Origin of the sequence: Paludisphaera borealis (assembly GCF_001956985.1) — a bacterium.
GTDB lineage: Bacteria > Planctomycetota > Planctomycetia > Isosphaerales > Isosphaeraceae > Paludisphaera > Paludisphaera borealis.
The window spans coordinates 4,500,519-4,519,565 of the sequence record NZ_CP019082.1; the positions used below are offsets into that span (position 1 = coordinate 4,500,519).

A 19,047-nucleotide genomic window follows, 5' to 3' on the forward strand; every position below is an offset into this window, starting at 1 on the left:
GGAGCGATGCGTGGGGTCAAATCGCTCTGCATCGTCGAGAGACGAATCCGGCTCGCCGCCCGGCCGGCCAGGTCCGAATACAAGCTCGAAGCGCCAGCGAGTGAATTCCCGAGCCGAGCACCGGGGAACATTCACTCGCTGGCGCTTCGAGCTTGTATCGGTGCATGCCCTCGCGGGAGTATTTTCAGAGCAATCGGTCATGCCGCCCACGGACCGGAGTTTTCATGGCAGCCCGAAGCGCAAGCGAGTGAATGGTTTTGCGTTTGCTGATGTGGTGATTAAGACGCCTTCCCCTTCCGCAGCTCGAACCGCAGCCGGATCGGCTTGCCGGGGACGAGTTCGACGGGCTCGCTCTGGGCGGGGGTGGCTTCGTAGCCGTGCTTCTCGGGGGCCGCCGGCGAGAACCAGTCTCGGTTCGGCGCGCCCATGCCGCCGAAGAAGAAGCGATGGCGACGGCCGGGCCTGGGAGTGAGCAGGCCGCGGAGTTCGCCTTTTTCGTTCGTCGAGGTCCGCTCCAGAACCTCCACGAGATCGTCGCCGGGTTCGATCTTTTGGTCGGGCTGGTCGTCGTCGGTCCACCAGAAGAAGACGCCGGGGATCGGCTTGCCCGTGCCGGCCTCGACGGCTTCGATGATCAATTCGGCGCCGGGCTTCTGGCGGATTTCGAGCGGCAGGGGGGCGTCGCCGGCCTCGACGACCAGGGGGCCTCGGTTGGTACGAAGATAGCGTGAGTTCTTCGGCGGGCTCGAGCCCGTAACCGCGTATTCGCCCGGCGGCAGGCCGAGGCGGGCCTTGCCCGAGGCGTCTGTGATTCCCTCCGCGACGAAACCGGTCGACCACCACGGGCTGCCCAGACGGACGTCGGCGCCGGCGACCGGCTTGCCGTCGTCGTCGCCCACGACCGACACGTCGATCTGACGTACGTTCGGAAATTTGATGATAAGTGGATTCGTCCGCGCCTGGTGGGATCGGGGCGCGAAGTCGGGCCCTATGGGCGGCTCCTCGTGCGTCGCGTCCGGGCCGTCGATGGTCGCGGCGCGGAGGCTGAGCATCGTGTTCGGCGACTCGGGGCGATTCACGTTGAGGTAGTAGCAGAATCGCTCGGAGAGCCCTTCGAGCCGGAAACCGCCGTCGGCGCTGGTGGTCGTCCTGCCGACGCCGTCGGGCGGGAGGCGCCAATCGTATCCTTGGAAGACGCCCGTCTCGCGCCCCTCCGCGTCGAGCGAAATGGCGGTGCCTACTTGAACCTTCGCGCCGGCGACCGGCTCGCCGCGCTCGTTGACCACCTTGCCCTGGAGGACGGCCGCCTTGGCGAACGTCAGATCGAGCGAGACGGGCTCGCCCAACGGCAATCGCCCCTGGATGTCATTCGGATGAGGATTCTTGACCGCGTAAATCGACGGCTGCTTGCTCCAGGCGATCCCCATGCCGGGCGCCTGGCCGAGAATGAAGCACGGGGCGTGGGGCGTCTGTTCCTTGGGGAACGGGTGGCCGTTGAACGAGGTCCAGACAGACAGGCGGGCGTCGCGGAATTCGTAGCGACCGGAGGCGTCGGCCACAGTCGTGGCGACCGGCCTCATTTTCAGGCCTTCGCTCGTGATGGTGTAAAGCGTGAGGCTCGCCCCCGCCACCGGCTCGCCCTGTTCGTCGCGGGCGACCCCCGACACGTTGACGGGTATCGATTCGGGAATTGGTCCTGGCTCCCAAGATCCGGCGTCGGGCTTGATCGCCGCCTTCTTCACGTACCGCTCCCCACTCGATTGTCTCGGTTGGCGGAAATCGGGGACGAACGGCTTCGCCTCCGCGTTCGTCTCGGGCGGCTGGGACGACGGCTGCTGCCCGTAAGCGACGAGCAACAGCGCGGGGACGGCCAAGGTGGATGCGGCGAGGGCGACGGCGGATCGCGAGAGCTGCATGGCGGGTTCCTCCGGGTTGAGGATGCGACGGATGCGGTCGACGAGGTGGTTCTGGGCCATGAACGCCCCGTGGGGGAACGGAGCGCCGGGGGACGGGGCGTCGGCGAGGACGAACAGGGCGCCGGCGTAGTCGAGCGCGCGGCCGGTGTGGTCGACGACGATGCGGTCGCAGCAGTGCTCGCGCTCGCGGCGGACCCAGCCCGACACGATCCAGACGGCCGGATGGAAGAACAGGGCCGATTCGATCACGCGCTGAAGCAGGTTCACGAGGTTATCCCACCGCCGGACGTGGGCCAGCTCGTGGAGCAGGGCCATCTCGACCTGCTCGGGACTCCAGCCCGAAACGGCCGACGCCGGCAGCAGGATCAACGGCCGCGCGATTCCCAGGAGCATCGGCCCGGCGATCCGGTCGCAGACGCCGACGGCCACCCGCCGGCCGATCCCCAACGACCCGGCCAGGCGCGCCGAGAGCGCTGACAAATCGGGATCGCCCACGACCCGACTGCGCTGCTTCAGTCGCTCGGCGCCGAGCAATCCGGCGGCGAGATACGCGAACGTCCAGGGCGCGCCCAGAAGCCACACGCCGGGCAACGTCCGCGCGGCGAGGTTCATATAAATAATGACGTGCGAATTAAGCGATGCATCTCGCGACGGTACGACGATGGACTCGCCGCGCTTCGGGGCCGGGAGGGCCGGGGCGAACGCGATCGGAGGGGCGGTCAACGCCTTGGATTCCCTCGGAATCGCGACGGCCGATCGCGGTCCGTCGGCGATCGTCCAGGCGATGGCGGCGGGGGCGAGGGCCAGGGCGGCGAGCGTCGCCAGCGCGAAGGCGTGGCGGACGTCGGGATGGGCCCTCCGCATCGCCCGGCGGCCGATCGCGGCGAGGGCGGTCAGCGCGGCGCCGACCCAGAGGAAATGGAGCATGGTCCAGCCGGCGGCGGTCCAGGCCGGCGAGTTCGCCCAGGTCGAGACGTTCATGCGTCGGCCTCCCGCTTCTTGGATCGCGGCTTTTCACTCTTCTCGTCGAGCAGGCGACGGATCTCGTCGCGGTCGCGCGGGCTGAGCTTGCCGGCTTCGAGCATGTGGGCCACCAACCCCTGGGCCGAGCCGTCGAAGGCCAGGTCCAGCAGCTTGCCCACCAGGCCCGACCGGGCCGATTTGCGGCTCACCCTGGCCGACCAAAGATAGCCTTTCGGGCCGTCGGCGCGCTCGACCAGCCCCTTGTCGAGCATCAGCTTCAGCATCGTCGCCACCGTGGTCGACGCCACCGCCCGCTTGCTCTGCAAGGCCGCGCGCACCGTCCCCAGGTCGACCGGCCCCGCGTCCCACAACACGTTCAAGATCTCCAGCTCACCGTCCGTCGGCTGCATGCTCGGCGTTCTGGCCATGCGGTTCCCTCCCTCCAGTCCATTGCACGATCTCGGTGATTCGGATTCTAGCGAATTAGAATCGACGTGCAAGAGGCGAGGCAGGATAATTCTCCGGTGATTCCGGACTCAGGGGGGGGCCGAGTTCGATTTCCGAACCCGTGGCGCCCACTGTCGGTCGGAGCGGCGTGAATCTTTAAATCTGCACGTTTTCAGGCGGTCGGGGTGGGGGCGGGGGGCGACGGGTCCTTGATCTGCTTGCAGGCGGCTTCGGCTTGTTTGCGGATCTCGGCGTTGGGGTCTTCGGCGAGGCGTTCGAGGGAGGGGAGGGCGTCCTTGGCGTTGCGGCCGGCGAGGCGGAGGAACTTGATGGCGAGGAGCCGGACGGCGTCTTGTTTGTGGTCGAGCATCGCGACGAGTTCGGGGATCGAGCGGGGGTCGGGGCCTCGGCGTTCGAACCGCCGGAGGCTGCGCTCGGCCGACGCGGCGTTCTCCTTCTTCTCGGCGGTCAGGATGAGGTCCGGGATGAAAATGGCGCCGCGAGGGCCGAACCGCTGGACGGCGCGCCCCGCGGCGCGGCGGACGTCGGGCGACTCGTCGCGGAGGGCCTTGACGAGATGCGGCCGGGCCGCTTCGGGGTCGAGGCCCATGCCGCCGATGGCCGTCGCGGCGGCCTCGCGCGCCGGGGCGTCGTGCGCGGCGAGAAGGGCCGACAGCGGATCGAGCGCGGGCTTGGCGGCGGGACCGAGCCGGCCGAGCGTCTGGGCGGCGAGCGCCTGGATCTTCGGCTCGGGGTCGCCCAGCATCGCGACGAGCGCGGGGACGGCCTCGGCGGCGGCCGGACCGTGGCTGCCGACGAATTCGGCGGCGGCGATCCGGACTTCGGCGTCGGGGCTCTTGAGCTTGCCGATCATGGCGGCCAGCGACTTGCGACCGAGCGGACCGAGCGAGCGGAGGACGTCGATCACCTGGCGCTGCACGCGCGGGTCGGCGTCGTCGAGGCGCCCGGCCAGGTCGTCGGCGAGTTGGGCGTCGCGCGGGGCGGTCCGGGCGAGAACGTCGACGGCCTGCCGGCGGGTCTCGGCCGAGTCGCTTGAAAGCAGTGAGCGGACCGCCGGCAGCGCCTCGCCGGCCTGCCTGCCGAGGCCGCCGACGGCCAACAGCGACGCGGCCCGGACCGAAGCGTCGGAGTCGCGCAAGACGAGCGTCAGCTTCGCGGCGGCGCCGGGAGCCAGCGGGCGAATTCGCCCCAGCGCCAGGACCGCGCCGCGGCGGACGCGCGGCGACGGGTCTTCGACCGCCTGCAACAGCGGCTTGACGACCGGCCGGCCGATCGCCGCGAGCGCCTCGGCGATCGGCTCGATGCGGGTCTTGTCCCGGGCGAGAGCCTGAAGCAGCGCGGGGGCGGCGTCGGGGCCGTTCGCCCCGAGCAAGAACGCCGCGTGCCGCGCGACGCCGTCGTGGTCGGCGGTCAAAAGCGTTTGCAGCTCGGGGGACAGCTTCGCGAGCAGCGGCCGACGCTCGACCAGCAGGTCGACGACCGCCAGCCGGACCGGTTCGTCGGTGCTCCGGAGGCTCTCCTTGACGACGGCCAGCAGGGCGTCGTCGTCGGCCGGCTTCAGCCGCGCCAGGGCCCGAACCGCCTCGGCCCGGACCTCCGGGGCGTCGTCGCGGGCGCGGTCGAACACGGCCCGGCGGACGCGGTCGTCGGGGGTCGACGACCAGCCGAGGGCCTCGACCGCCCGCGAGCGAGTGATGATGTTCTTGTCCGAGCATGCGGCGATTAACGGATCGGTCGCGGCCGCGCCGACGGTTCCGAGCGAGTGCGCGGCTTCGAGGCGGATGCGCTCGCTCTTGTCGCCGAGCAAGGGGATGAGGTCGGGGACGGCGGGGGCGGCGTCGGCGCCGATCCGGCCCAGAGCCATCACGACCTCGGCTTGCACGCCTTCCTTCGTCTCCTTGTCCTTGAGCAGTCCACGAAGCGGCTCGACGGCCGGCTTGCCGATCGCGGCGAGGGCCAGGGCCGATCGGTAGTCCTGGTGGGTCTCCTCGCTTCGCTGGCCGCCGTAATTCGTCTTCAGCGTGTGGACGAGCGCGGGGACGGCCGGCGCTGCGTCGGGGCCTAGGGACGTGACGGCGTCGAGGACGAGCAGGCGCACCTGGCCGTCTTTGTCGACCATCAGTCGGTCGATCAGCGCGGGCAACGCGGCGACTCGGGCGTCGCGGCCGGCGGCGTGGATGTCGGCCGCCGCCTTCCGGCGCGTCTCGACGTCATCGGCCTTCAGGTTCGCGGCCAGGTCGGCCCCTCGGGCGGAAAGACCGCAGGCGACGACGGCCAAAGCCGACCAGCTCAGCATGCGAATGGTCACGGTCGTGCTCCGGTCAGACCGCCAGGCCGGGGAGGGGTTCGGTGCTGTCGCCGAAGTGGTCGACGGCGACGCCCGCCTGCTGGAGCAGGCTCAAGAGCAGGTTCGACATCGGGGTCTCGGGCCGGCAGGTGAAGTTCCGGCCGGTCCGCAGCGCGCCGCCCCCCTTGCCGACGGTGACGACCGGCAGGTTGACGTGGTTGTGGAGGTCGCCGTCGCTGATGCCGCTGCCGTAGAGGACCACCGAGTTGTCGAGCAGGGTCGAGCCGTCGGCTTCCTCGACCATCGTCATCTTCTCGATCATGTACGCGAGGATCGAGATATGATATTGGTCGATCGCGCGGAGCTTGCGGTTTTTCTCGGCGTCCTTGGCGTGGTGGGATAGCTCGTGGTGGCCGTCGGTGAAGCCGAGCCACGGGTAGTTGCGGTCCGACGCTTCCTTGGTGAGCATGAAGGTGGAGGCGCGCGTGCTGTCGGTCTGGAAGGCGAGGACCATCAGGTCGCACATGAGGCGCAGGTGCTCGTCGAAGTCGTCGGGCACGCCTGATGGGCGGGCGAAGCCCTCGCCGGGGAGCTTGACCGAGGCCCCGGCGCTCTGGATGCGCTGTTCGACCTCGCGGACGCCGGTCAGATACTGATCGAGCTTGCGGCGGTCGGTCGACGAGACCCGGCGGCGGATGCGGTCGGCGTCGTCGAGGACGTAGTCGAGCATGCTCTTGCGGTAGAAGTCGCGGTCGGCCACGGTCGACTGCGTGAGGCTGTTCGTCCCCTCGGTGAACAGGCGGTCGAAGACGGCCTTGGGATTCATCTCGTAGGGGGCGGGAGAGGTCGGCGTCCGCCACGAGATATGCGTCTTGTAAGCCCCGCTGTAGCCGAACGCGTTGCCCGACCGGGCCGATTCGCAGCCGAGTTCAAGGCTGGGGAACCGGGTCTGGCGGCCGACGTGCCGGGCGTAGACCTGGTCGACCGAGACGTCGACCCGGACGGCGTCTTGCGACTTGTACGCCTGGGCGCCGGTCAAGAAGCTGGCGGCCCCCTGGCCGTGGCCGCAGCCCTCGGTGTCGCCGTTGGTGAGCGCGGTGTTGTGGGTCAGGCCGTGGTAGCAGTTCAGGTATTCGCGGGCGAACGCCAGCGGTTCGAGCGTGGCGGGCAGGTCGACGAGCGCGCCTTCCCGGCTCGGGAACCACGTCGGCAGGTGGACGCCGTTGGGGACGTACCAGAAGCACATCCGGACCGGCGGCTTGACCGCCGCCGCGCCCGCCGGCGAGGCCGCCCGAGCCACCGTCGCGAGGCTCTCCATCCACGGCAGCGCAAGCGCGGCGCCCAGGCCTCGGAGCAAGGTTCGACGGGTCGGTTGCATCGTCACGTTCATCCCTCCCGGTTATGAAGGAACTTTCAGGCGTGCTGGACGAGAGGTAGAGGAGCGGAACGGATCAAGGGGCGACGCCGCGATACTGGAAGGCGCGGCTTTCGACGATCCCGAAGACGATCCCGCGAATCTTGTAGCCGTCGCCTGCGAGCCGACCGCGAATCTCTTCGACCGCGCAGTAGTCGGCGGGTTCCAGGCCGCGTCCAAGACCATAGGTTAGCATATTCTTCACGAGACACTGCGTGAATTTCTTGGTCGACGTCGAGCCGAGAATGTTCTTCAGCTCGCCGACGCCGGAGAATTTGCGACCCCCCGTCAGCTCGCCGGAGGGGTCGATCGGAAAGGTGCCGTCGGTCGACCGCCAGCGGCCGACGGCGTCGTAGTTCTCGAACGCGAAGCCGAGCGCGTCCATCTGCTGATGGCACGAGGCGCACTGGGGGTCGGCCCGGTGTTGCTCCATCCGGTCGCGGAGCGAGGCGGCGTCGACGGCGTGCTTGTCGTCGGCCAGCTCGGGGACGTTGGGGGGCTGCGGCGGCGGGGGCGTGCCGAGGATCTGCTGCAAGATCCACTTCCCGCGCTTCACCGGCGACGTCCGGTTCGGGTTCGAGGTCAGCGTCAGCACGCTGGCCTGCGTGAGCACCCCGCCCCGGCGGCGGTCGGTCAGCGGCGTCTTCCGGAACGCCTCGCCTTCCACCCCGTCGATCCCGTAATGGCGGGCCAGGGGCTCGTTCAGGAACGTGTAGTCGGAATCGAGCAATTCCAGCACGCTGCGATCGTTGCGGAGGACGTGGGCGAAGTAAAGCTCGGTCTCCTTCCGCATCGCGCCGCGGAGCGCGGCGTCGAAGCCGGGGAACAGGCTGGGGTCGGGGGTCGAGCCCTCCAGGCCGCGAAGCTGGAGCCACTGGCCGATGAAGTTCGCGACCAGGGCGCTCGACTTCGGATCGTCGAGCATCCGGTTCACCTCGCGGCGGAGGTTCGCTCGCAGCGTCCCCGCGCGGGCCTCCTTGAAGAGGGCCTCGTCGGGCATGCTGCTCCAGAGGAAGTACGACAGCCGGCTGGCCAGCTCGAACTCCGAGAGCGGCCGGTCGACGCTGGCCTGGGCCTCGTCGGGCTCGATCAGGAACAGGAACCGGGGCGAGGCCAGGATCGTCGTGAGCGCGATCTGCACCGAGCGCTCGAAGCTCTCGCCCCGGTCGTCGGCCAGCCGGAAGATCTTCAACAGGCGATCGATCTCCTCGGTCGTCGCCGGTCGGCGGAAGGCCCGGTCGGCGAACCGGGCGATCACCTCGCGCCCGCAGTCGAGCCGCGACGCGTCGCCGTATTCGGGCGTGCGGAAGAGGATGCGGCGGTGCGACTCGGGGAGGTCGGCGTCGTTGACGACGAGCGGGCCGTGGACGACCATCGAATCGACATGAAGGCCCCGGTCGCCGCCGTACCGCTGGTCGCCGCTGACGTTGTCGGCGACGGTCTTCGGCTTGGCGACGTTCTCGCTGTCCGACTGGCCGGGCGCGAGCGCGACGTGGACCATGCCGTCCCCCTCGGCGACCTTCAGCCAGTAGCGGTAGACGACCGTCTCGTCCTGCACCCGAGCGGCCTCGACGGTGCGGCGGTCCTTGCCAAAGCCGATGATGAGTCGGGGGGGCGCGACCGATTCGTCGACCCCCACCCGCACCAGGCTGAAGTTCGCCAGATAACGCCCGGGCTTGAGCTTGTGCGCGAACTCGACCGGCTTGTCGGGGGGGAGCGGGTAGGTCTGCAACCCGATCAGCTCGATCGGCGGGAACCCGGCGACGTCCGGCGGCTTGATCGCTTCGCGGAGGGCGGCCTCGGCGGCGTCGAGGTATTTCTCGACGTGCACGGGCGAGACGTTCAAGGCCGAGCCGACGTTGTCGTAGCCGAAACTGATGTCGTCGGCCGGGAAGGCCGCGGCCAGGTGGAGGTCGAGGCCCAGCAGGTCGCGGATCGTGTTGTCATACTCTTGCCGGTTCAGCCGGCGGATCACCACCGGAGCCGACTTATCCTTGTCGCCGCACTGGGCGGCCAGGTAGTCGCTCTCGATCCACGACGTGACCGATTCCAGCTCCGCCAGCGTCGGCCGGGGCTTGTTCGGCGGCGGCATCACGCCGGCCTCGAGCGCGTCGAGCACGCGGAGCCACGTCTTGCCGTCCTTGAGGGCCTCGGCCTGATCGGCGAACTGATCGAGGGCGATATCCCCCTTGGCGTCGCCCTCCATGTGGCAATCGATGCAGTACCGCTCGATCATCGGCAGCGCCTTGCGCTGGAACGAATCGAGCGGCTTCGCGTCTTCCGCCCTTCCTTCCGTCGGCGCGAACGCGAACGCCAGCGCCAGGGCGAGGAGTCCTAGTCGGTCGCGGACGTGTTCCGTGGAAACCAAGCCGTGCCTCCATCCTTCGTCGTCGGTCGCGTCGGGCTTCGCGTACCTCTTGATAAGCGTATCAGCGACGAAACGAGCCTCCAAGTCCAGGAATTTCCTCAAATGCTACGACTTGCCATCCGCCCGGACTCCGAATAAGATCGTTTACAGCCGCCTATTACAAACGTCATTGAGATTTTCTTGATCGACGACCGGAGCCTACGCGTGTCCATCTCCGTAACGTGCGAATGCGGGCGGCGGTTCGAGATGCTGGACGAGTACGCGGGCCTTCGCGTCCGATGTCCGGGTTGTGGGGGAGAACTGACCCTGCCCGAGCCCGCGTCTCCTGGAGCGTGGCTCCTCCCGGAGGAGCCGGAGCCGACGGCGACGAGCGGCAAGGCGATCGCGAGCCTTGCGCTGGGGGCGCTTTTCTTCTTCGCTTGTCTTAGCGGCCTGCCTGCCATCCTCATCGGCCGCGATGCTCTGAAGGACATCAACCGGAGCAAAGGGCGGCTTCGCGGCAGGGGGATGGCGATCTCCGGGATCGTCCTCGGGGTGATCGGCTGCCTGTTCACGCTCGCGATCCTGATGCCTGCGAGGCAATCGGCCCGTGATGCCGCCCGGCGCGCCCAGTGCGTCAATAATCTCAAACAGCTCGGTCTCGCGATGCACAACTATCATGACGTCAACGACCGACTCCCTGCCGCCGCGATCGTCGACAAGGACGGCAGGCCGCTGTTGAGCTGGCGGGTCGCCATCCTGCCCTACCTGGATTCGGGGTCTGTGTACACGAAGTTTCATCTCGACGAGCCGTGGGACAGCTCTCACAATATCGCCCTGCTCGAATCGATGCCGAGCGTCTACGCATGCCCGAGCGACAGAGAATTGAAACCGGGGATGACCGGTTATCAGGTCGTCGTCGGTCCCAAAACGGCCTTCACGCCGGACTTCAAGCTGTTGCGGATCGCGGACTTCACCGACGGTACGACCAACACCCTCCTCATCGGTGAGTCCCGCCGCGCCGTCCCCTGGACCAAGCCCGAGGATCTCCCCTTCGACGGCGCGCTCCCACTCCACGGCCTGGGCAGCCAGCACGGCTACCACAACAACTGCTTCAATGGCCTGTTCGTTAACGACTCGGTCCGGTTCCTCAAGAACAGGATCGCCCCAGGCGTTCTCGACGCGCTTCTCACTCGCAACGGGGGCGAGGTGCTCGCGCCGGACAGTTACTAGAGGGGACGCAGCGATGGACCCTATGATGACATTCCCTCTCGATCGCAGTTCGCCACGGCAGTCAAATAAGGGTCGGGAGGCTGCCGTGGTCCAGCTTTCCACCGCCGTAACGTTTGCACCCAGTCGAGCGTCGTAAATCGTCTTCCAATTACAAATGCAGTTTTGATTCTCTTTGACGACCGGAGCCCGCTCGTGTCCATCTTCGTCACATGCGAATGCGGGCGGCGGTTCGAGATGCCGGACGAGTTCGCGGGCCTTTGCGTACGATGTCCGGGTTGCGGGGATGGGGTGGCAGCGCCGGAGCCCGAGCTCGCGACCTCGCCGGAGGTGCTGTTCATAGGGGACGAGCCCGAGCCGACGGCGACGAGCCTCAAGGCGGTCGTGAGCCTTGTGCTCGGTTCGCTGTTCTTCTTCGCGTGCCTCAGCGGCCTTCCGGCCATCCTCCTCGGCAGCTACGCCCTGCTTGAGATCGGCCGAAGTCAAGGGCGGCTTCGCGGACGGGTGATGGCGATCGCCGGGATCGTCCTCGGGATGATAGGCTGTCTCTACACGTTCTCGATAGGGGATGCAGCACGCCCGCTCGCCCGGCGCGCTCAGTGTCTCAACAACCTCAAGTACATTGCCCTCGCCGTTTACAACTACAACGGGGACAACGGCCACCTGCCCGCCGCCGCGATCACAGACAAGGACGGAAATCCGCTGTTGAGCTGGCGGGTCGCCATCCTCCCATTCCTCGAAGAAGGCGATCTCTACGCGAAGTTCCATCTCGATGAGCCGTGGGACAGCCCCCACAATTTCGCGCTGCTCGACTCGATGCCGTCCGTCTACGCCTGCCCGAGCGACGAATCCCTGAAACCCAGGACGACTGGCTATCTGGCCGTCGTCGGCCCCGGCGCGGCGTTCGAGCCGGACTTCAAGCCGGTGCGGTTCGAGGACTTCTCCGACGGCGCCGACAAGACGATTCTCGTCAGCGAATCTCCTCACGCCGTCCCTTGGACCAAGCCCGAAGACCTCCCATTCGATGGCGTGCTCCCCCTGGCCGTCCTCGGCAGTCACCACGGCTCCCAGAACAACGGCTTCAACGCCTCGTTCGCCGACGGCTCTGTCCGGTTCCTCAAGTGCGCGATTCGTCCGAGCGTCCTTCACGCGCTCCTCACTCGCAACGGCGGCGAGACGTTCTCGACCGACAGCTATTAGCGCGGCTTGCTCCTGGGACGGATCTGCGCTCAGGTCGAGGCTCGGCCTCCGAGGGATTGACCTCCGATGTTATGATCTACCAGCAGAGGAGTATGCACGGGACGCTCGGCCTCCAGGTCCGAATACCAGCCCGAAGCGCCAGCGAGTGAATTTCCGTTCGTCCGTTGGAATCCATTCACTCGCTGGCGCTTCGGGCTTGTATTTCGTTCAGGCGTCGGGCTTCAGGGGTTGAGGAGAGGGCCATGGCTCATCCGGCGGGTTTGGTGGCTTCGATCCAGGTGGGGCGTCCGCAGCTACGCGGGAGTGAAGACGCCGACAATCCGTGGGACAGCCAGTGGTTCAGCGGGTTTTGCAAGGACGCCGTGGCCGGGCCGGTCGCCCTCCGCTGGACGAACCTCGACGGCGACGAGCAGGCCGACCTCGTTTATCACGGCGGCGTCGACAAAGCGGTCTGCTGCTATGCGGCAGTCCACTACGACGCCTGGCGGCGCGAGCTGGAGAAGCCCGATCTGGCCTTCGGCGCGTTCGGCGAGAACTTCACGATCGACGGCCTCGCCGAGCCCGACGTCTGCATCGGCGACGTCTGGCGCGTCGGCTCGGCGGTCGTGCAGGTCTCCCAGCCCCGGCAACCCTGCTGGAAGCTCGCCCGCCGCTGGAAGATCAAGACCCTGACCCTCCAGGTCCAGCAGACCGGCCGCACCGGCTGGTACTTCCGCGTGCTCTACGAAGGCGTCGTCGCCCCGAACACGCCCCTCACCCTCGACGACCGCCCCCACCCCGACTGGACCATCGCCCGCGCCAACCGGATCATGCACATCGATAAATCCGACCTACCCTCCGCCGCCGCCCTCGCCGCGCTTCCCCCCCTCTCGGCAAGCTGGAAAGCCACGCTTGCCGATCGGATTGAGAAAGGCGTCGAACCTAACGCAAGACGCCGGCTGGAAGGCCGGGATTGAGGCCGACCGGCCGGAGGGCCCTCCGCTTGTCGCGAACCGGGTCACGTCCCCGGATGCTTGACGCCCGCCGCCTTGGAGGCTTTGCTGATCCAGTCCATCATGGGACGCAACGCGGCGACGTCCATTCCGCGGATCGTGTCTTCGTTCTGGTACATGCGGCCGAGCGATTTGAAGATCCCGGGGTCGCCGCCGGTGAAGGCGGTGATGAGCGCGAACCAGCGACGGGCCAGCTCGGCCGCTTGCGGGGCGGTCGGGTCGAGGCCGGCGTCCATCGCGGTTTTCACTTCGACTTGAAGCTCGGCCCACGGATTGGGCGCCTGCTGGATGACCTCCTCGCCGACCTCTTGCCGGCGCTGGTTCAGGTACTCCATCTGCTCCGGCGTGTAGTATTTCTCGATCATCGTCATCCCCTCGATCGTGGTCAGAAACGCGTCGGCGGAGACGACTTCCGCCTTGTCCAGGGCGTCGGCGAGGGCCGTCAGCCGGCCTTCGAGGCGCTTCAGTTCGGCCACCTGGCCGCGAATCCGGTCCAGGTGCAGGCGGACCACCTGGCGCGGGTCGTAGTCGGACCGGTCCAGGTGGTCGCGGATCTGTTCCAGGCCGAAGCCCAGCAGCTTGAGCGACGTGATCTGCTGCAACCGCGCGACGTCGGAAGCGCTGTACAGCCGATGCCCCGCGCCATGGGCCGAGTCGGTCCGGCCCGACGGGCTCAGCAGGCCCATCGCGCCGTAATGGTGGAGCGTGCGGACCGTCAGGCCGGTCCGTTCGGCCAGCTCTCCCACCTTCCAGAAACGCGCCGACGCAACCGGTTCGCCTGGTCTTCGCGGCATGAGCCGATCTCCTCTCCTCGCGCCGCCTCGTTAGTCAACGCCCGTCGCAGGCATGGTAAGACCTGACGCGACGTCAGGTTCAAGTGAGTCGTGGAAGAAAAATCTTCTCGCCACTCCCGAACCCTTCAGCTTCCCTCGAAAGAGCTCCCAACCACCCCTGATATGGAGGCGCGTAGCGCCACTTTGAAGGGCGAAGCCTTCCGAATGCCGCCCGCGCGGCGGGATCGCCCATTTTTGGTTTTTACTGTACGTCTGTTGACTTCCTGCCGATAGCTGATTCTAATCCCCGAATCCGACGACGCCCTCACCAACTGCAAGCAAGGAGACCGGACATGACCAAGATGATGACCTGCCTGTGGTTCGACCGTGGCAAGGCCCGCGAGGCGGCCGAGTTCTATGCGAGCGTGTTCCCCGACAGTCACGTCGGGAAAGCTCACCCCTCCGCCGTGCACCTCCCGTCCGCGAAAGTGGGCGAGGATCTCACCGTCGAGTTCACCGTCCTTGGCCAGGCTTACATCGGCCTGAATGGCGGACCGAATTTCAAGCCGAACGAAGCTGTGAGCTTCATGATCCTGACCGAGAACCAGGAAGAGACCGACCGGTACTGGGACGCGATCGTGGGCAACGGCGGACAGGAGAGCGCTTGCGGCTGGTGCAAGGACCGCTGGGGCTTCTCCTGGCAGATCACGCCGCGCGTGCTGCTCGAGGCGACGACCGACCCGGATCGCGCCGCCGCCAAGCGAGCGATGGAGGCCATGATGACGATGACGAAGATCGACATCGCCGCGATCGAGGCCGCACGCGAAGGCCGGTGAGCTTGACGCGCCGGCTTCCCTGGAGAAACCTAGGGTGAACGGCCGCCGCATGAAGTCCAAGAGTCAACGTCAGGGAGTCGTTTCGATGAATTCGTATCGGCTTGCGCGCTCGTTCTTTATCGTCGGTCTGGCTCTGGCCGGCTTGATCGCCTCCGGTCCGTCGTCCATCCAGGGGGTGCCGGCGACGGACGACGAGGCGGTTCGCGAGGTGGTGCGAAAGTACGTCGACGCCCGCGAGGCCGCGGACCCCAAGGCCATCGAGGGCCTGTTCACGGCCGACGCCGACCAGCTCGTCTCCGACGGGACCTGGCGGCGCGGCCGCGACGCGCTGGTTCGCGGCATGCTCGAATCCTCGCGCAAGAATCCGGCCAAGCGAACGATCGCCGTCGAGTCGGTCCGCTTCCTCGCCCCCGACGTCGCCTTGGCCGACGGCCGCTACCTGCAAGCAGGCCGCACCGAGGCCGAGACTCGCGCCATGTGGACGACGATCACCCTCAAGCGCACGGCCGACGGCTGGAAGATCGCCGCCATCCGCAACATGCTCCCGGCCATGGCGACGCCGGCGAAGAAGTGAGGTCTCATCGCTGGAACCGGAAGACGGTCTTCCAGTCGTTCTTCATGTCGACCACGAGCCAGCCGCGCGCGGGGGCTTCGTCGAGCGCCTTGGCGAGGCGGCCGGAGTGCGAGTCGCGGTCGTAGGCCCATTCGCGGTCGGCGTCGGTGTGGTGGACGATCAGGCCGAGGCGAGAGCCGGGGCCGGCGGTGGTCCAGCGGAGCAGCTCGTAGTCGCCGTCGGAGTTGCCGAACGCCGCGATCGGGCGACGTCCGGCGGCTCGATAAATGCCATCGGGCTTGCCGGCGCGGTCGTCGATGAACGCGACCTCGGGCAGACGGATCAGGACCGGCTTGCCCTCGCGCTCCTCGTAGCGGACCTTGACGGAGCTGCCGACCACCTGCTCGGGAGGCACGCCGTAGACTCACTCGGCCCAAGGGCGCATGAACTCGACGCCCCCGCCGGAGACGATGTACGTCGTGAAGCCGTTGGCCCGCAAGTAGGCCAGCAGCTCCAGCATCGGCTGATAGACCAGCTCGGTGTACGGCTTCTTGAACCGAGGATGCTCGGCGGTCGCCAGCCAATCCTCGACGATCCGCTGGAATGCGTCGACGTCCATCCCGGTGTGCGTGGCGGCGACGATCTCGACGACCTGGTGGGTGGAAAGCGTCAAAGTCCCTTCGAGGCCGTTTTCGATCACCGACTTGAACGGTTGCTTATCCTTCCAGTCGGGGTGCTCGGCGGCCAGGGCCTTGACGCGGTCGATCAGGAACGCGGCCTGGACGTAAGTGGGCTGCTCGCTCCAGAGCGTGCCGTCGTTGTCGAACGCCGCGACGCGGTCGGCGACCGGCACGAAGTCGGGGCCTCCTTGCTTCACGACCCGCTCCACGAAGGAGACGACGGCCCGCTTGGTCGGCGACTCATTCCACGAGGCGAGCGGATCGTCGGCGAACGCCGGGGCGGACAGCACCGACGTGAGCAGTACGGCTGCGGTCGCCGACGCGGAGCGAGACGTCATGCCCATGGCGGTCGTCATCTGGGCGAGCCTCAGTTCATGAGAGATTGGGAACCAATCGATCAAACCCGAATTCTATCGCGGCGTTTCGTCGGGTTGCACGCGTCTTTTCATAATCCCTCCTGATGAGAAGCGTGAGCGCGAAGCCCTGTCCCTCCAGGCGGCCGAGGCTTGGCTCTCTCTTGGTTTGATATTAAATCTATTGATATAGTGGGAATTGGGGCTGATAATCCGCTCCTCTCTCCAAATGGTTTTCAACGCATTTCGCCTGGAGTGCGTTGTTTCAACGCGTAACGCCCGTGGCATGTCGTCGCGAGGAAGGTTCTCCGATCTCCTTCCGCGGCCCGTCCACGGCCTTTCCACGGCGCAACTGGATTGTTCTCGGGAGTTTTTGATGAGAGCGCATGTGCAAGTGAAGATGGGGCGCTCTCGGCGCGCGTTCACGCTGATCGAGTTGTTGGTGGTGATCGCGATCATCGCCGTTTTGATCGGCCTGCTGCTGCCGGCGGTGCAGGCCGCCCGCGAGGCGGCTCGGAGAGCCCAGTGCGTCAACCACTTGAAGCAGTTGGGGCTGGCGATGAGCAATTACCACGACGCGCTCGGGTCGTTCCCCATCGGACGGCAAGGGATCAACCGACCTCCGGGAGATCCGGGTTATCGTGGCGACCCGTCCGGCTCGAAGAGTCGTCGGACGTGGGCGTGGCTGGTCCTGCCTTACATCGAGCAGGCCAACATTTCCAATGCGATCAATTTCAACCTCGCCTACTCCGACGCGACCCACGCCCAAGACACGGCGCTGATTCCGAGAATCTCGATCTACTCTTGCCCGTCCGATCCGAATGCGGGGATCGTCAACGCGGGGGCGTTCAAATTCCCGCTCGGCAACTATATGGTGAACTGGGGCAACACACATTACTTCCAGGGCGCCACGGAGAATCCCTACGCGGGCCCGGCCGGCGGCGACGTGGTTCCGTTTCTGGGCGCTCCGTTCTCGCTCGACCGATCGTTCGGTATTTCGAGCCTGACGGACGGGGCGAGCAATACGCTGTTGATGAGCGAGGTCATCATCGGGGTCCCCAACGGCTCGAACCTCGACCACCGCGGCTTGCATTTCAACGACGACATGAGTTGCTCCATGTTCACGACGTACACGACCCCCAACACCAAGACGCCGGACCAGTTGAAGAGCCCATACTGCCAGTATCCATTCTCGTCGAATCCGCCGTGCATCGTGGGGCTGCCATCGTTCGCCGCCGCTCGGAGTTATCACGCCGGCGGAGTCTCAGGCTTGTTCGGCGACGGCAGTGTGCGATTCTTCAAGGATTCGATCTCCCCGCCGACCTGGCGCGCGCTCGGCACCTCGAGAGGGGGAGAGATCGTCTCCTCCGATTCGTACTGACTCTCCAATGCTGGTACCACAACAGGGAAACGAGCGAATGAAGATCCGTCCTCTTCTTGTCATGCTCATCGCGGCGTCGGCTCAATCCGCCGCCGCCGCCGCCGAGAAACCGCCGAACGTCGTCTTGATCATCTCCGACGACCACGCCTGGACCGACTATTCGTTCAATGGACACCCGCACATCCGGACGCCTCACATCGACGGCCTCGCCGCTCAGGGGTTGACGTACCGCCGCGGCTACGTCCCATCGAGCCTCTGTTCGCCGAGCCTGGCGTCGATTCTGACCGGCAGATACGCGCATCAGCACAAGGTCACGAGCAACGACCCCCCGTTGCCGCCGGGGAAGACCGGGAAGGCCGCCTACGACGATGCGGCCTTTCGCGGGCAGCGCAAGGAGATGGTCGGGTTCATCGAGTCGATCCCGACGATCCCCAGGCAGTTGGCTCAGCGTGGGTACGTCAGTTTCGAGTCGGGCAAGTGGTGGGGCGGGAACTACAAGAGCGGCGGCTTCACGTCGGGGATGACGCACGGCGACCCGGATCACGGCGGTCGACACGGCGACGTCGGCCTGACGATCGGGCGCGAGACCATGAAGCCGGTGTTCGACTTCATCGACGAGTCGACCGAATCGGGGAAACCGTTCTTCCTCTGGTACGCTCCGATGATGCCGCATCAGCCGCACAACCCGCCCGCGCGGCTGCTCGACAAGCACCAGAACAAAGCGCCGAGTCTTGATGTGGCGAAGTACTGGGCGATGGTCGAATGGTTCGACGAAACGTGCGGCCAGTTGCTCGACCATCTCGACGCGAAGGGGGTCGCGAAGGACACGCTCGTCGTCTACCTGTCCGACAACGGCTGGATCCAGGACCCGGCCGCCCCTCGCTACGCCCCCCGGTCGAAGCAGTCCCAGTACGACGGCGGCTTGCGGACCCCGATCATCCTCCGCTGGCCCGGGAAGATTCAGCCGGGCGAATCAGATCGACTCGCCTCGTCGATCGACCTGGCGCCCACGATCCTGGCTGCGGCCGACCTGAAGCCCGCGCCCGAGATGCAAGGCGTCAACCTCCTGGACGCGTCGGCCGTGAAAGCCCGCGAGGCGATCTTCGGCGAGATCTTCACCCATAACGCCGTCGACATCCACCGCCCCTCCACCAGTCTCCGCTATCGCTGGACCATCGCCGGCGACTGGAAACTGATCCTCCCGGCTCGTCAGAACGAGCCCGACGCCCCCATCGAACTCTACAACCTCGCCGCCGACCCGGCGGAATCGAAAAACCTGGCCGAGCAAAACTCCTCGAAAGTCGCCGAGCTGCGCCGACTCATCACGAACTGGTGGACTCCCGGCTGACGGTCCGGGACGCCTGGGTCAGATTACAAGCCCGAAGCGCTAGCGAGTGAATCGATTCGAACGGCCGACCGGAAATTCACTCGCTGGCGCTTCGGGCTTCCATTTCGCTCCCCGATCGTCCCACGGGCCATTTTCATGGCAACCATCATGACGCCTCTGGGTGGCTGTGGCGGAACGCCACAGATGCGGAGGCCTCGGCCACCCTCCTGTGGCGTCGCTTCGCTCCTCCACAGCCACCCATCGCTCCCAGACTGACGCAATTCCAGGACGGTCGGTGCTTTATGCGAACGAGAAGAATGATTTGAC

The 19,047-nt window shown here is 66.7% G+C and carries 13 protein-coding genes and 1 pseudogene; 7 read left to right on the forward strand and 7 right to left on the reverse strand.

Features of this window, described 5'->3' with window-relative positions:
• Positions 1-278: 278 nt before the first annotated feature.
• From BSF38_RS17515 to BSF38_RS17535, 5 genes are all read right to left on the reverse strand, one after another.
• Positions 279-2,897 carry a M56 family metallopeptidase gene (locus BSF38_RS17515; RefSeq protein ID WP_076347739.1) on the reverse strand — a complete coding sequence of 873 codons (2,619 nt, stop codon included), beginning with the start codon at positions 2,895-2,897 and terminating at the stop codon, positions 279-281.
• Positions 2,894-3,307, reverse strand: coding sequence for a BlaI/MecI/CopY family transcriptional regulator (locus BSF38_RS17520; protein WP_083713035.1), 414 nt, complete (start codon positions 3,305-3,307; stop codon positions 2,894-2,896). The genes BSF38_RS17515 and BSF38_RS17520 overlap by 4 nt, the downstream gene beginning before the upstream one ends.
• 191 nt (positions 3,308-3,498) lie before the next feature.
• Complete coding sequence (locus BSF38_RS17525; protein ID WP_145952195.1) at positions 3,499-5,655, reverse strand: HEAT repeat domain-containing protein; 2,157 nt, start codon at positions 5,653-5,655, stop codon at positions 3,499-3,501.
• A gap of 13 nt (positions 5,656-5,668) precedes the next feature.
• Positions 5,669-7,024: a DUF1552 domain-containing protein gene (locus BSF38_RS17530; protein ID WP_420819229.1), complete on the reverse strand. Its 1,356-nt coding sequence runs from the start codon at positions 7,022-7,024 to the stop codon at positions 5,669-5,671.
• Between the two features lie 61 nt (positions 7,025-7,085).
• Entirely contained in the window at positions 7,086-9,416 is a 2,331-nt protein-coding gene (locus BSF38_RS17535; protein WP_076351047.1) for a DUF1592 domain-containing protein, read from the reverse strand.
• 204 nt (positions 9,417-9,620) lie between these two features.
• Here BSF38_RS17535 and BSF38_RS17540 point away from each other — a divergent pair, with 204 nt between their 5' ends.
• The 3 genes from BSF38_RS17540 to BSF38_RS17550 all read left to right on the forward strand — a co-directional run bounded on the left by BSF38_RS17540 (position 9,621) and on the right by BSF38_RS17550 (position 12,781).
• Positions 9,621-10,628 (forward strand): DUF1559 family PulG-like putative transporter, encoded by a 1,008-nt coding sequence (locus tag BSF38_RS17540; protein ID WP_145952196.1) that lies wholly within the window; start codon positions 9,621-9,623, stop codon positions 10,626-10,628.
• 288 nt (positions 10,629-10,916) lie between these two features.
• Entirely contained in the window at positions 10,917-11,825 is a 909-nt protein-coding gene (locus BSF38_RS17545; RefSeq protein WP_076347749.1) for a DUF1559 family PulG-like putative transporter, read from the forward strand.
• A 242-nt stretch (positions 11,826-12,067) separates the two neighbouring features.
• Positions 12,068-12,781: an MOSC domain-containing protein gene (locus BSF38_RS17550; RefSeq protein WP_076347751.1), complete on the forward strand. Its 714-nt coding sequence runs from the start codon at positions 12,068-12,070 to the stop codon at positions 12,779-12,781.
• Between the two features lie 41 nt (positions 12,782-12,822).
• On the opposite strand, the gene BSF38_RS17555 is transcribed toward BSF38_RS17550, so the two are convergent.
• Positions 12,823-13,611, reverse strand: coding sequence for a MerR family transcriptional regulator (locus BSF38_RS17555; protein ID WP_076347753.1), 789 nt, complete (start codon positions 13,609-13,611; stop codon positions 12,823-12,825).
• A gap of 332 nt (positions 13,612-13,943) precedes the next feature.
• On the opposite strand from BSF38_RS17555, the gene BSF38_RS17560 reads away from it, so the two are divergent.
• Both BSF38_RS17560 and BSF38_RS17565 read left to right on the forward strand, forming a co-directional pair.
• The gene (locus BSF38_RS17560) at positions 13,944-14,426 is read left to right on the forward strand and encodes a VOC family protein (RefSeq protein ID WP_076347755.1); all 483 of its coding nucleotides are present in this window, start codon (positions 13,944-13,946) and stop codon (positions 14,424-14,426) included.
• Positions 14,427-14,511: 85 nt separating this feature from the next.
• Positions 14,512-15,000 carry a YybH family protein gene (locus BSF38_RS17565; RefSeq protein WP_168189404.1) on the forward strand — a complete coding sequence of 163 codons (489 nt, stop codon included), beginning with the start codon at positions 14,512-14,514 and terminating at the stop codon, positions 14,998-15,000.
• 4 nt (positions 15,001-15,004) lie between these two features.
• Here BSF38_RS17565 and BSF38_RS32695 read toward each other — a convergent pair.
• Positions 15,005-15,997 (reverse strand): annotated as a pseudogene (locus tag BSF38_RS32695) (HAD family hydrolase).
• Between the two features lie 415 nt (positions 15,998-16,412).
• On the opposite strand from BSF38_RS32695, the gene BSF38_RS17575 reads away from it, so the two are divergent.
• Positions 16,413-17,393 carry a DUF1559 family PulG-like putative transporter gene (locus BSF38_RS17575; RefSeq protein WP_076351049.1) on the forward strand — a complete coding sequence of 327 codons (981 nt, stop codon included), beginning with the start codon at positions 16,413-16,415 and terminating at the stop codon, positions 17,391-17,393.
• A 37-nt stretch (positions 17,394-17,430) separates the two neighbouring features.
• Positions 17,431-18,741: a sulfatase family protein gene (locus BSF38_RS17580; RefSeq protein WP_076347759.1), complete on the forward strand. Its 1,311-nt coding sequence runs from the start codon at positions 17,431-17,433 to the stop codon at positions 18,739-18,741.
• Positions 18,742-19,047 lie beyond the last annotated feature (306 nt).